This is a genomic window from Pseudomonas sp. LSJ-87 (assembly GCF_032971465.1).
In the GTDB taxonomy this organism is placed as follows: Bacteria; Pseudomonadota; Gammaproteobacteria; order Pseudomonadales; family Pseudomonadaceae; genus Aquipseudomonas; species Aquipseudomonas putida_Z.
The window spans coordinates 247,799-261,404 of record NZ_JAWJYQ010000006.1 but is presented as its reverse complement, the minus strand read 5'-3'; the positions used below and the strand labels follow the sequence as shown (position 1 = coordinate 261,404).

Genomic DNA, 13,606 nt, shown 5'->3' with positions numbered 1-13,606 from the left:
GGCGACACATCACCCGGCAGACAGCTCCTCGACACTGATCTCGCGCATGCGGAACTTCTGCACCTTGCCGGTCACCGTCATCGGGAACTCATCGACAAAGCGGAAGTACCGCGGCACCTTGAAGTGCGCTATCCGCGCCTTCGCCCAATCGCGCAGTTCTTCCGCACTGGCCGTATGCCCCGGGTGCAGCCGCACCCAGGCCACGATCTCTTCACCGTACTTGCTGCACGGCACGCCAATCACCTGCACATCGGCCACCGCCGGGTGGGTGAAGAAGAACTCCTCCAGCTCGCGCGGGTAGATGTTCTCGCCGCCGCGAATGATCATGTCCTTGCTGCGCCCGACAATACGCACATAGCCCTGCTCGTCCATCACCGCCAGGTCGCCGGTGTGCATCCAGCCGTCCTCATCGATGCTTTCGGCCGTGGCCTTGGGGTTGTTCCAGTAGCCCAGCATCACACTGTAACCCCGCGTGCACAGCTCGCCGATCTCGCCACGCGGCACGCTGTTGCCATCGGCATCGATCACCTTGTTCTCCAGCCGCGGCTGGGTGCGCCCGACGCTGGTCACGCGGCGCTCCAGGTCGTCGCTGGCGCCGGTCTGCAACGACACCGGGCTGGTTTCGGTCATGCCATAGGCAATCTGCACCTCGGCCATGTGCATCTCGCCGATAACCCGGCGCATCACTTCGATCGGGCAGGTGGCACCGGCCATGATCCCGGTGCGCAGGCTCGACAGGTCGAACTCGCCGCGCTGGGGGTGGTCCAGTTCGGCGATGAACATGGTCGGCACACCATACAACGCCGTGGCCTTTTCTTCCGCCACCGCACGCAGGGTGGCCAGCGGGTCGAAGGCGTCGTTGGGGTAGATCAGGGTGCTGCCGTGGGTCATGCAGCCGAGGTTGGCCATGACCATGCCAAAGCAGTGGTACAGCGGCACCGGCACCACCAGCCGGTCATGCTCGGTCAGGCCCAGGCTTTCACCGACCATGTAGCCGTTGTTGAGGATATTGCTGTGGCTGAGGGTGGCGCCTTTCGGGAAACCGGTGGTGCCCGAGGTGTACTGGATATTGATCGGGTCGTCGCAGCGCAGCTGTGCCTGGCGCTCGGCAAGGGCTTCGCGGCTGACGGCCGCGGCACGGGCCTGCAGGTCGTGCCAGGCCAGGAAGCCCGGCGGTGGCGCGACGGCCAGGCTGACCACACCGCGCAGTTCGGGGAAGCGTTCGCAGATCAGGGCGCCCGGCTGGCCGCCGGCCAGGCCCGGGACCAGCCCCAGCAGCATGGCGTGGTAGTCGGAGGTCTTGAACGCGTCGGCGCAGATCACCCAGCGGCAGCCGGACTGGCCGAGGGCGTAGTCCAGTTCGCTGGAGCGGTAGGCCGGGTTGATGTTGACCAGGATCGCGCCCACCTTGGCGCTGGCGAACTGGGTGATGCACCATTCTGCGCAGTTGGGTGCCCAGATACCGAGGCGGTCACCGGGCTGCACGCCCAGGGCCATCAGCGCACGGGCATGCTGGTCGACGGCTTCGGCCAGTTGCTGCCAGGTGTAGCGCAGGGCCTGGTGGCGGACGACCAGGGCGTCACGGTCGGGGAAGCGGGCGACGGTGGTGTCGAAGGCGTCGCCGATGCACTGGGTAAGCAGGGGTTTGTCCTGGTTGCCCTGGGAATAGCTTGGCTGGGGCATGGGCGGTCTCTTGTTGTTCTTGTGTTGATTGAGCGGGCCTCTTCGCGGGTAAACCCGCTCCCACAGGGACCGCACCACATTCAGCCCCTGTGGAGGTCCTTGTGGGAGCGGGTTTACCCGCGAAGAAAGCAACACCGGTTTAACGGATGAACACCTGCGGCGTAGTGGTGGACATGTCCCCACCCGGCAACTTGATGTTCTTCACTTTCTCCAGCGTATCCGGGTTGAACACCGCCAGGTCGTTGAAGGTGCCGCCCAGGTACAACTTGTCGCCCTTCTTGTCGAAGGTCACGCAGTAGTAAGTGTGGTCCAGATTCGCCGCCTTGATCAGCTTGCGCTGTTCGAGGTCGTACTTGGCCAGGCGGTTGAGCACGCCGTAGATCTGGTTCGGGTCTTTCGGCGAACGCAGCCCGGTGAAGTACAGCTCGGTCAGGTCGGCAAATTCCTGGGTGTGGGTCTTGCCGGTCTTAAGGTCGACGCTCAGGTAGCCATACAGCAGATCGGCGGTGGCCGGGTCCTGCTTGTCATCCTTGAACCTGGCAATGGTGTACAGCATCGAGAACTCGTGGCGCGGGCTCTGGTGCGGCCAGAAGTACAGCACGTCCGGGGCGCTGTAGCCTTTGCGGTTCCAGTTGCGCAGCGGCAAGGCCACCGTGTACTTGCCGGTCTTCACGTCCATCTTGTAGATGTCCGGCCCGGCGACGTACAGGCTGCCATCGTCCGCCGCACGCATCAGGTACACCTGGCGCGGCATCGGGAAGGTGCGCACCGGCTTGGCCTCCAGGCCATCGGCCGTGCTGAACACTTCCAGCCGCGGTGGCTTGACCACGTAGTGGTCGTTCAGGCGCTGGGTCGGGTTGACCGTGGCGTACACTTCCTTGCCGTCCGGGCTGATAGCGAACGAGTACATCGACCGGCCCATCTCACCCGGCACACTGGACAGGTTGGCGTGGAAGGTGTTCTTGCAGGTGTCCAGGTCGATGCCGTAGATGTCGCCGTAGTGGTTGTTGAGCACGTAGGCGGTGCGGTTGTCCGGCGCCATCATCGCGGTGCCGGGGCCGAACTTGTCGGGCATCACGCAGCTCTTGTACACCGTGTCACTGGCCACATCGACCACGTGCAGGTTGTTCGGGTAGTTGGTCACGATCATGTATTCGTGGCCAGCCTTCAGCGCCGGCCCGGTGTCGGCGGCCTGTACCAGCCCGGCACAGGCCGTGGCGGCGATGGTGAGCGCGAGTGACGCGCAGCGTCCAGCTTTCATGCGGTTTCCCCTTGTCATTCTTGTTGGGCCGGTCACTTGTCTTTCGGGAACACGGTGCCGAGGTTGCGCCAGTCTTCCGCCGAGTTACTCGCCTGGGCGTTCCAGTCCTGGTAGGTGCTCATCATGTCCGGCACCTGGGCCGGCCACCAGCAAGGGTCGGAGCAGCCATACAGGTCGGCCTCCATCGGCTGGCACAGCGAGCTCACGCCACCAAAGGCGTCCACTTCCCAACCCGGGTCGGTGGTGGCGGTGCAGCCCGCCACTGCGCTCATGGCCATGACTTCTTCGACGCGGTCTTCGGCGGCGGCCTGCTCGAGGATGCGCGCCTTGTTGTTCAGGGGCTTCAAGTGCTTCATGTCAGTGCGCCTTCCGCGGGGTGATGTAGCGATCGATGAAGGCCGGGTTGGCGGCCATGATGCGGCTGTAGACTTCGATGCCGAAGTCGACCCAGTCGCGCATCAGTTCGCAATAGTGGTAGGTCGGGTGCTGCGGGTCGCCATAGCGGGCATAGCTTTCGTGGTAGCAGCCGCCGGAGCACAGGTTGCGGATGCGGCAGCTGTCGCAGCCGGTGTTGCTGCGGTCCAGGCGCTGCGACAGGAAGTCGTTGAGCTGCGCCTGCTTCACGCCCTGGTGCACATTGCCGAAGGTCGGCAGGCTGGAGCCGGTGAAGCGGTGGCACAGGTTCAGCTCGCCCTCATGGTCCACGGCCAGCATCTTCAGCCCGGCGCCGCACGGCAGGGCCTTCTTGTGGCCTTCGTGGATGTCGGTGATCAACTGGTGCAGGTTGGAGAAGCCGATGTTGCGGTGCTCCAGCGCAGCCTCCAGGTACCGCCGGCCCAGCGCCTTCATGTTGGCGAACACCTGCACCAGTTCTTCGCCGGTGAGGTTGAAGTTGGCCATGTCGCCGGAGGTGACCGGGGCAAAGCCGACTTCAGCGAAGCCCAGTTCGTTGAACAGGTGGTTCCAGATGGTCTCGACGTCGGTGATGCCACGGGTCAGCGTGACCCGCGCACCCACCGGGCGGCTGTGGTAGCGCGACAGCAGCATGTCGACCTTGCGCCGCACCACGTCATAGGTGCCCTGCCCGCCCACGGTGATGCGGTTGCGGTCGTGCACGGTCTTGGGGCCGTCGATGCTGATCGACAGGCCGAAGCGATGGGCATTGAGCCAGTCGATGATCTCTTCGGTGAGCAAGGTGGCATTGGTGGTCATGATGAACTCCACCTGCTTGCCCGCCTCGGCGAAGCGCCGCTCGCAGTAGGCGACCATGTGCTCGATCAGTGGCCGGTTGGACAGCGGCTCGCCACCAAAGAACACCACGCTGTAGCGCTGCTCGTCGGGCGACTCCTTGAGCAGCATCTCCACCGAAGCCTCGGCGGTGGCGGTACTCATCTTCTTGCCCGCGGACGGTTTGTCCAGGTCTTCCTTGTAGCAGTAGGTGCAGCTGAGGTTGCAGCCGGTGTTGACGTTGAGCACCACGGTGTTCAGCGCCGTGCGCTCGACCTGCTTGAGGGCGATTTCCGGGGTCAGCGGCGAGCCGTCGCTGACCAGTTCCAGCGCGATCAGCTCGCGCAGGGTGTCCTGGATATCGCTGCCGGCAAACTGCTGGCCAAGGCGCTGCATCAGCTCCTCGGCCGAGCAGCCTTGCTGGCGCAGGGTGTCGATGATGCCGCCGGTCACCGCGTCGGCGGTGAACAGCGAACTGCTGGGGATATGGAACAGCATGCGGTCGGCGTCGACCTGCACTTCATGCAGGTTGCGTTCGACCAGGTTCAGTAGCGCGCCCATGGCGACCTCCCGATAATCGATCCGTTGGAAAACCGTAAGCCCCCTGCCGTTACGGCAGCGGCGGGTTGTTCCAGCGCTGTACGGTGACGATCATGTGCCCTTCGCCAGTCTGGCCACCGTCGGCCAGGGTGGCGATGACCTTCAGGTTGCCGGCGTTGTTGGTCATCATCTTGCGCTCCGGGTTGGGGCCGGCACCGCCTGGCACGAACACGCCATCGGCCTGCATCTTCCCGGCGAACTTGACGTCTTCGTCTTCGACCGCACGCTCGTTGAACGGCTCGACCTTCCAGCTGGCCGGCAGGTAGCCGATGCGCAGCGGCTGGCCATTGGCGTCCTTGCCCCAGGCTTCGGCCTCGAAGCGGCCCTGCACCTTGGGCACCGAGGCGCCGTTTTCGCCGATGCGGGCGATGGAGAACGCCGGCACCACCTTCACTTCCTCGACCTTGTCGTACACCGCCAGGTTGACGCCCTTGAGCGCCCCTACGGCGACTTCGCGCTGACCAGGCTTGGCATCGGCCGCGGCGCGGGCCTTCACCCGTACCAGGGTCGGGGTCTGCTCCAGCACCTCGGTCACTTCCACGCCAGCGCCCAGGTCCGGTTTGCCGGCCAGGCCACTGCCGACCAGGGTGATCTCGCTTTCGCCACCGGCCTTGATGAATGCCGGTTGTACCGCCAGCAGGCGCGCCTTGCCCTCCTTCACTGCGGTGAAGTCCAGGCCACGCTCGTCGTGCTCGGCCTCGAACATGCGGCCCTTCATTTCGCCATCCAGCGCGGCGAACACCTGGCGCAGGTTGGCGTCGCCAACCTTGACGTTGCCACGCCATTCATAGCCGTTGTAGAGGATCGCCGACCCGCTGCCATTGAACGGCGTGCCGTCGGCATAAGCGCCCTTGACCTCGACCTTGAAGGTGTCGCCCTGGTCAGGCGTGACGCTCATCACCCCGCGTACATCGCCCTTGGCCAGCATGTGGCCGCTGAATGCCCACTGGCCCGGCAGCGCATCGGCCTTGGGCCTGGCTTTCTGCCATTCGGCCCAGGCCGCGCTTTCCAGCGGGTAGCGCTTGGCCAGGTCCGGCACCACTTGTTGCAGGGCGATCGGCAGCCAGTCGCGGTCACGCGCCTGGGCCTGGTATTCGAGGGACGGCCACTGGCCGAGATGGAAGTTGACCAAGTGCTCCCACTCCTTGGCCGGGCGCCGCTGCAAGGCGACACGGGCACCGGAGTGGCAACGGCCACAGGTTTCGCTGAGCTGGGTGTCGAACTGCTCGACGGTATTCAGCCGGCGCTCCATGGCATAACGCACGCCATCGGTTTCGCTGGGCGCCAGGCCCTGCTTGTCGGCCAGGTACTTGACCAGGGTGCGGCGGTCGTCGTCGCTGATCTGCAGGCCGTGCATCACCTGCATGCGGGCGATGCTCATCAGCCAGCCTTCCGGCGTCTTGCGCTGGTGGCTGATACGGCTGTAGGTGTCGTTGCCTTCGGGGATATGGCACCCCATGCACTTGTTCTGCAACAGGCTCGGGCCCTGCTCGGCCGCCATGGCCTGGGTGCTCAGCAGCGCGGCGGCGACCAGCGCCAGTTTGCCCGCATGCCGCCGGAGTCGAGTCGTCTTCAAGGTCAGACCTCCACGGTTGTTGTTCTTATCGTTTTCGCACGCTTTGGTACAGCAGGTGTGCATGTGACGGTTGTGATACAGGAACTGTGCCAGGTGCTGTAAAAGTGTTTTCTTTCAACCTTTTAGCCGGTTTTCCGGCCTTGGCCAGCAGCAGGTATGGCCAATTGCAGCGTGCCATTTCGCGACAGGGTGTTTCATCCTGAGACAAGGCCTGCTGCGCAGGCCAATCGCCGGCAAGCCAGCTCCCACAGGTACAGCACAGGCCTTCAAGGCAGTGGTTAACCTGTGGGAGCTGGCTTGCCGGCGATTGGCCCTTGATGCCACTGTTTCACCACCGTCTCACACCGTCTCAATGTGCAACAGCGCAACCCTGCAATCCCAACCTTGCACCAGGACAAAACCCAACCCGTTCAACGGCTTGCGGCCATCTACCGACCTTGGCACGCCCATTGCGCCTATGCCTGTCACATCCAATGACAAGAGGCACCGTCCCATGCTTTCCGAACTGCCCATCCTGCCCGCCACCCGCGCCTTTCTCGAACGCAAGCTGAAGATGCGCATCGGCGCCGACTGGCAGGACGCCGCCAGCGGTCGCACCCTGTCGTTCCGCAACCCGGCCACTGGCGAGGTACTGGGTGAAGTGCCCGCCGCCGAGGCCGAAGATGTCGACCGCGCCGTGCGCGCCGCGCGCCAGGCCTTCGATGATTCGCCGTGGAGCCGCCTGCGCCCGCGCGAACGGCAGAACCTGCTGTGGCGCCTGGCCGACCTGATGGAGCGCGACGCCCGCCAGCTGGCCGAACTGGAATGCCTGAACAACGGCAAGAGCGCCGCCGTTGCCCAGGTGATGGACGTGCAACTGGCCATCGACTTCCTGCGCTACATGGCCGGCTGGGCCACCAAGATCGAGGGTAGCACCGTCGAAGCCTCGATGCCGTTGATGCCCAACGACCAGTTCCATGGTTTCGTGCGGCGCGAGGCAGTGGGCGTGGTCGGCGCCATCGTCGCCTGGAACTTCCCGCTGCTGCTGGCCTGCTGGAAGCTCGGCCCGGCCCTGGCTACCGGTTGCACCGTAGTGCTCAAGCCCGCCGACGAAACACCGCTGAGCGTGCTCAAGCTGGCTGAGCTGGTGGACGAAGCCGGCTACCCGGCTGGCGTGTTCAACGTGGTCACCGGCACCGGCCTGAACGCTGGCGCCGCACTCAGCCGCCACCCCGGCGTGGACAAACTGACCTTCACCGGCTCCACCGAGGTCGGCAAGCTGATCGGCAAGGCGGCCATGGACAACATGACCCGCGTCACCCTGGAACTCGGCGGCAAGTCGCCGACAATTGTCATGCCCGACGCCAACCTGCAGGAAGCCGCGGCCGGCGCGGCCACGGCGATCTTCTTCAACCAGGGCCAGGTGTGCTGTGCCGGGTCCCGCCTGTACGTGCACCGCAAGCACTTCGACAACGTGGTGGCCGACATCGCCGGCATCGCCAACGGCATGAAGCTGGGCAGCGGCCTGGACCCGGCAGTGCAGATGGGCCCGCTGATCTCGGCCAAGCAGCAGGACCGCGTCACCGGCTACATCGAGCTTGGCCGCGAGCTGGGCGCGACCATCGCCTGCGGTGGCGAAGGCTTCGGGCCGGGCTACTTCGTAAAGCCGACAGTGATCGTCGATGTCGACCAGCGCCACCGCCTGGTGCAGGAAGAGATCTTCGGGCCGGTGCTGGTGGCGATGCCGTTCGATGACATCGACGAAGTGATCGGCATGGCCAACGACAACCCCTATGGCCTGGGTGCGAGCATCTGGTCCAACGACCTGGCCGCCGTGCACCGGATGATCCCACGCATCAAGTCGGGGTCGGTGTGGGTCAACTGCCACAGCGCCCTCGACCCTGCCTTGCCCTTTGGCGGCTACAAGATGTCCGGCGTCGGCCGTGAGATGGGGGCGGCTGCCATCGAGCACTACACCGAGCTGAAGTCGGTGTTGATCAAGCTCTGATCTTCAGCCTGTACCGGCCCTTTCGCGGGTAAACCCGCTCCCACAGGATCACCACAGGCCCGAACACTGTGGGGTCCCTGTGGGAGCGGGTTCACCCGCGAAGAGGCCTGCACAGGCAACCCGAAAACAACAACAAAAACATGGAGCACACCATGAGGCACAAACTCGCCTGCACATTGGCCCTGCTGTTCGCCGCCCCGGTCACCCAGGCCTACGAGCTGTACAACCACGACGGCACCACCCTCAACGCCGACCTCGAAGCCCTGTTCGGCGCCTTCCACAGCGACGAAAGCTTCAACCTGGCCGGCAACCGCAAGCCCGGCAGTACCGCCTGGCAGGAAGGCTACGTCAAATATGGCCTCAGCGGCAGCCAGGCCCTGGCCGACAGCGGCGCGCTCTACGGCGCCTTCAACCTGCTCAGCTCCGCCACCTGGGGCGACGGCGATGCCGCCGGCCTGACCCTGGGTGACGAGCGCCGCACCGCCATCGAAGACCTGTACCTGGGCTGGCGCTCGGCCAACCTGTTCCCGGCCCTGGGCGAAGACGGCGTGGACATTTCCGGCGGCCGCCAGGTGGTGACCCTGGGCGACGGCTTCCTGATCCAGGGCGACCCGGTGAACCTGGGCAAGGTCGACCTGGGCGCCAACTTCGACCGCGGCGGCGCCTACTACCTGGCCGCACGCAAGGCCTTCGACCGCACCGCCGTGCTGCGCCTGGGCGGCAAGCAAGGCTGGCGCAGCGACCTGATGTGGCTGAAGTCCGACAACCACTACCAGGCCGACACCTCGCTGGCGGTGGCCAACCTGGAGCATGTCGCCGACGCCGGCACCGTCGGCCTGAGCTGGATCCGCGGCCTCGACGTGGACCAGCGCTACGCGCAGATCATGGGCCTGGAACACCGCGACGGCATGGACACCGCCAGCCTGCGTGGGCGTGGCAACCTGGGGGTGAAAGACCTGGAGCTGGCCGCCGAGTACGTGACCCAGGACAAAACCGGCGGGCGGGAGAACGCCTGGTACCTGGAAGGCAACTGGACCTTTTCCGAACTGCCCTGGTCCCCCACCGCCACCTACCGCTACAGCCGCTTTTCCGAAGACTTCGACCCGCTGTTCTATGGCCTCAGCCGCGGCTATGGCACCTGGTTCCAGGGTGAGGTGGCAGCCAACTACGCCGGGCCGTTCAACAGCAACAGCCAGGTGCACCACGTGGCGCTGAAGGGCAAGCCACGGGACAACCTGACCGTCGGCGCGCTGTACTTCGACTTCGATACGCTGGACACCGACCAAGGCAACCTGGGCGGGCGGGAGCTGGACCTGTATGTGGAATGGATGGTCAACGATCACCTGCTGATCAGCCCGCTGGTAGGGTTCTACAAGCCGGAGCGCAGCGCGGCCAATGGCGGGACGCAGCTGGGCGGGCGGGATACCGGGACCTACATGCAGCTGATCGTCGGGACATTCTTCTGATTCAAGGGCCCTATCGCCGGCAAGCCAGCTCCCACAGGTACAATACAAGCCTCCGGCTCTGTGGCAACCTGTGGGAGCTGGCTTGCCGGCGAAAGGGCCGCAAAGCGGCCCCGGCAATCTCAAACCAAGCCCAGCTCCAACAACCACCGCCGCACCATCACCTGCTGCTCCCCTGGCAGGCCTGACAACACTGCCTCGATAGGTCGGCCGCTACGCAGCCCCCGCACCACCGGCGCCAGCTCCACCCCCTGCAAATGCCACACCCCCAACGGCTGATCCGCCGTTACCACCACCTCGGCCTCATCCACCAGCCCGTCACGCAACACCGGCCGCCGCTCGACCCTCACCGCGCTCCAGTCCGCCGCCACGTGCAATGCCTGCATGTCCGGCCAACCCTGCCGCCGCGCCCAGAATGGCTGCCCCACCCGACCCTGCTCTTGCCCATAGAAGTCCCGCCCGATCCGGGCAAAACGCAAAAACAGCTGTTCGATCCGCTGCTGGTGAAACTGCCGCGCCAACCCGGCCCGCTCGGGCCTGCGCAGCAAGGTATTGATCACCACCGGCGCCTGCAGCGCCGAAGACAGCGACTGGAAGATCCCGTTGCCCGACAGTGGGTCAACGGCCATCGCGGCATCGCCCACGCGTATCCAGTCCTGCCCGACGCACTCACCGGCCAGAATCGCGGTGCTGCTGCGCGCATGCACCTCTGCCGGCGCCAATGCCCTGGCATCGAACAGCTCGGCCACCAGCGCGCTGTCGGCTCGCCGCGCCGCGCAATAATCCGCCAACCCGGCCTTGCCCGGCAGCCCTGCGGCGTCCAGGGTGACTTGCCAGTAGCAGCGGCCGTCTTCCAGGCGCGCCATCCAAGCCCAGCCATCCGCCAGGCTCTCCACCGCCGACGCGGGCGCCCCGGGAGCGGCCTGCCAGACATTCAGCAAGCTGACCGTCTCCGGCCCGCGCAGGCGGTCTGCGGCCAGCGGTGCCTGGCGGCCTCGGGCTTCGACCAGGAAATCGGCCTGCAGTACCTGCCCGTCATCCAGGCGAATGCCATGACCGACTTCGCGAACCACCTCACGCACCCGCCCCTCGACCACGCTCACACCCGCACGCTGAAGGTCGTCGCGCAGCGCCCGGTCAAACCTTTGCCGATCCAGCAGAAACTCCTGATTCAGGTGCAGCTGCTGGCCGTTCCAGTGCACTTGCCGAGTCGCCGGCATCGCCGCCTGGCTCAACGCCCCGCCAAGGCCGGCGTGGCGCAGACCGTCCAGCACCCGCTGCGAAACCCCTTCGACCGCCGCGAACCGGCGCCACTCGGACACCACCGTCACCGCATAGCCCAGCCGCCGCAAGCCAATGGCCGTGGCCGCACCCGCAGGGCCTGCCCCCAGCACCACGATGCGCGGTTCAACCATGGCCGGCACCTCGTCGCTCGGGGCCGGTAAACGCCGCGTGGTGGCGCAACCAGTCATGAACCTGCTGGTGGCCCATGCCCGGCTCATCACGCAGCAACGCAGCGATCCTGCCACTCAGGGCCGCACAGCCCAGGCTCGCGCCTGCCCTGCCGCCCGCGCCCACATAGCCGCCGAAGTCCGCCTGCCGGGTACCCAGCCAGGACCACTGGCCCGGTGCACAGCGGGCGTCGCCGGTAACCCGGATCACTCCGGGGTAGCTGGCCGGATACACCGGCCCGCCCTGGGCCGGGCTGGAGGCGCACAACAGCACACCCGCGGCCAAAGCCTCGGCGCAGGCCTGGTGCAACACAGGCCGGTCCTGCTGCAGGCCAAGGCTGAGGTTGACCAGCGTAACCCCCGCCTCCACCAGCCACAGCAGCGCGGCCGCCACCTGCAAGGCACTGGTGCTGGCCTGGGCGCCGAAAACCTGGGCCAGCAGCACGGGCACCGGCCCGGCCTCCCGCTGCAAGCCGGCGAGCACCGCGCTACCGTGCCCAAGCTGGTCGGGCAGCATGTCACCTTCGCGCAACTGGCCGTCCTCCAGCCAGAAGCGGCGCGCGCCCAGCAAGGCGCTGGCCTGCTCCGGCGTGCAACCACTGTCGATCACGCCAACACGCACGTCAGTGCCCATGCTTGATCACCTCCTCGGGCAGCACCTGCAACTGGCCAGCGTGCAGCTGCAGGTGCAGGTCGGCATCGGCCAGGGTCGAAGCACGGTGGCTGATCAGGATGCGCGTGCGGCCGGCGAACAGCTGGTCGATGGCCGCGATCACTTCGCGCTCGGTGGCTTCGTCCACCGCCGAGGTGGCCTCGTCCAGTACCAGGATCGCCGGCGCTTGCAGCACGGCGCGGGCAATGGCAATGCGTTGTTTCTGCCCACCGGACAACTGCTGGCCACGCTCACCCAGCAGGCCGTCCAGGCCCAGCGGCAGGCTGTCGACCAGGCTGTCCAGCCGCGCCAGGCGCACCACCCGCTCCAGCTCCTCACGGCTGGCCTCGGGCACGCCGTAGGCCAGGTTCTGTGCCAGGGTGCCGCGGAACAGCACGATATCCTGGCTGACCACCGCAATGCGCCGGCGCAACGCGGCCAGGTCCATTTCGCGCAGGTCGGTGCCGTCCAGCAGGATGCGCCCGGCGTCCGGGTCGTAGAAGCGCTGCAGCAGGTCGATCAGGGTCGACTTGCCCACCCCCGAGGCACCGCTGATGGCCACCTTCAGGCCACCCGGCACGCACACCTGCACGTTGTTCAGCACCGCGCCCTGGCGCCCTTCGTGGGCAAAGCTCACCCCCTCGAGGCGCAATTCGCCCGGGCCGTCGGGCATCGGCTGCGGGTTGGCTGCCGGGAGCACGGCCACCGTCTCCTGCTTCAGTTCCATCACCCGCCCCAGGCTCACCGCCATGCGCTGCACCGCCACGTACAGGCCCAGCAGGCTCTGCACCGGCCCTACCGCCATGCCCATGTAGGTGGAAAAGGCGATCAGCGCACCTAGTTGCCAAGTGCCCTGGATTACCCACCAACCGCCGACCAGGAACGCGCAGGCGCGGCACCAGGAGGTCAGCGTGCCAGGGATGGCCTGGGTGAAGAATTCGGTCACCTGCACCTTGAGCAGCTGGCGCATGTAGCCCTGGCCCAACTGGTCCAGGCGCCCCGCCTCGCGGCCTTGCTGGCCGGCGGCCTGGATGAACTTCATCGCCGGCAGGGTTTCGACCAGGAACGACGACACATCCGCCGAGCGTTCGCGCAGGTTGCGTACTTCGCGCTCCACCTTGCGCCGCATCCAGCGCAGCCACAGCACTTCGATCGGCACCAGCAGCGCCAGCAGCAGCGACAGTTGCCACGACAGCATCAGCATCAACACCACCGCGCCTACCAGGCCGATCAGCGCCGACACCGCCGAAAACAGCGAATCCACGGCAAAGCGCTGGATTTCCGCCACATCGCCATCCAGCCGCGAAAGGATGTCGCCGATGCGCCGCCGCCCGTAGAACGTCGGCGACAGCTGCTGAAGGTGGCGGTAAAGGTCGTCGCGCAGGGCAAACAGAATGCGCCCCGACAAGCGCGTGTGCAGGTAACGGTTGACCCCGGCCAGCACGGTACCCAGCAGGCCCGCGCTGATCATGATCGCGGCCATGTGCCAGAGGGTCTGGTAGTCCTTGGCCAGCAGCCCCTCGTCGATCAGCGTCTTGACCAGCCAGGGTTGCGCCAGCGCCAGCAACGAGGCGCCCAGCGACAAACCGAGCAACAGGCCGATGGCACGTCGATGGGGGCGCACGAAACCATACAGCCAGGCCAACGCCTGGCGCATGAGCACAGGGTCGCTGGACTCCACCAGCCGGGCGAACAGGCCGCCCACG

Annotated in this window: 10 protein-coding genes; 2 read left to right on the top strand and 8 right to left on the bottom strand. The window is 66.2% G+C overall.

Features of this window, described 5'->3' with window-relative positions:
• Window positions 1–9: 9 nt before the first annotated feature.
• The 5 genes from RYH74_RS07545 to peaA all read right to left on the bottom strand — a co-directional run bounded on the left by RYH74_RS07545 (window position 10) and on the right by peaA (window position 6,347).
• Window positions 10–1,683, bottom strand: coding sequence for a fatty acid CoA ligase family protein (locus RYH74_RS07545; RefSeq protein ID WP_317409187.1), 1,674 nt, complete (start codon window positions 1,681–1,683; stop codon window positions 10–12).
• A gap of 139 nt (window positions 1,684–1,822) precedes the next feature.
• Entirely contained in the window at window positions 1,823–2,944 is a 1,122-nt protein-coding gene (gene peaD, locus RYH74_RS07540; RefSeq protein ID WP_317409186.1) for a quinohemoprotein amine dehydrogenase subunit beta, read from the bottom strand.
• A gap of 32 nt (window positions 2,945–2,976) precedes the next feature.
• A complete protein-coding gene (gene qhpC, locus RYH74_RS07535; RefSeq protein WP_004375838.1) occupies window positions 2,977–3,300 on the bottom strand; it encodes a quinohemoprotein amine dehydrogenase subunit gamma in 324 nt (107 codons plus the stop codon).
• A 1-nt stretch (window position 3,301) separates the two neighbouring features.
• Window positions 3,302–4,732, bottom strand: coding sequence for a quinohemoprotein amine dehydrogenase maturation protein (gene peaB, locus RYH74_RS07530; RefSeq protein ID WP_013972844.1), 1,431 nt, complete (start codon window positions 4,730–4,732; stop codon window positions 3,302–3,304).
• 49 nt (window positions 4,733–4,781) lie between these two features.
• Window positions 4,782–6,347 carry a quinohemoprotein amine dehydrogenase subunit alpha gene (gene peaA / locus RYH74_RS07525; RefSeq protein WP_047934355.1) on the bottom strand — a complete coding sequence of 522 codons (1,566 nt, stop codon included), beginning with the start codon at window positions 6,345–6,347 and terminating at the stop codon, window positions 4,782–4,784.
• A gap of 493 nt (window positions 6,348–6,840) precedes the next feature.
• On the opposite strand from peaA, the gene RYH74_RS07520 reads away from it, so the two are divergent.
• Together RYH74_RS07520 and RYH74_RS07515 are read left to right on the top strand one after the other, a co-directional pair.
• On the top strand, window positions 6,841–8,334 hold the full coding sequence (locus RYH74_RS07520; RefSeq protein ID WP_046614337.1) for an aldehyde dehydrogenase family protein: 1,494 nt from the start codon (window positions 6,841–6,843) through the stop codon (window positions 8,332–8,334).
• Between the two features lie 152 nt (window positions 8,335–8,486).
• Window positions 8,487–9,800 (top strand): hypothetical protein, encoded by a 1,314-nt coding sequence (locus tag RYH74_RS07515; protein WP_085615438.1) that lies wholly within the window; start codon window positions 8,487–8,489, stop codon window positions 9,798–9,800.
• Between the two features lie 119 nt (window positions 9,801–9,919).
• On the opposite strand, the gene RYH74_RS07510 is transcribed toward RYH74_RS07515, so the two are convergent.
• From RYH74_RS07510 to RYH74_RS07500, 3 genes are read right to left on the bottom strand one after another with little or no spacing between them, the layout of a single operon-like run.
• Complete coding sequence (locus RYH74_RS07510) at window positions 9,920–11,212, bottom strand: NAD(P)/FAD-dependent oxidoreductase (RefSeq protein WP_317409185.1); 1,293 nt, start codon at window positions 11,210–11,212, stop codon at window positions 9,920–9,922.
• The gene (locus tag RYH74_RS07505; protein ID WP_015270573.1) at window positions 11,205–11,882 is read right to left on the bottom strand and encodes a hypothetical protein; all 678 of its coding nucleotides are present in this window, start codon (window positions 11,880–11,882) and stop codon (window positions 11,205–11,207) included. Before RYH74_RS07505 ends, RYH74_RS07510 begins: the two co-directional genes overlap by 8 nt.
• Window positions 11,872–13,605, bottom strand: a complete 1,734-nt coding sequence (locus RYH74_RS07500; RefSeq protein WP_317409184.1) for an ABC transporter ATP-binding protein — start codon at window positions 13,603–13,605, stop codon at window positions 11,872–11,874. The genes RYH74_RS07505 and RYH74_RS07500 overlap by 11 nt, the downstream gene beginning before the upstream one ends.
• Window position 13,606 lies beyond the last annotated feature (1 nt).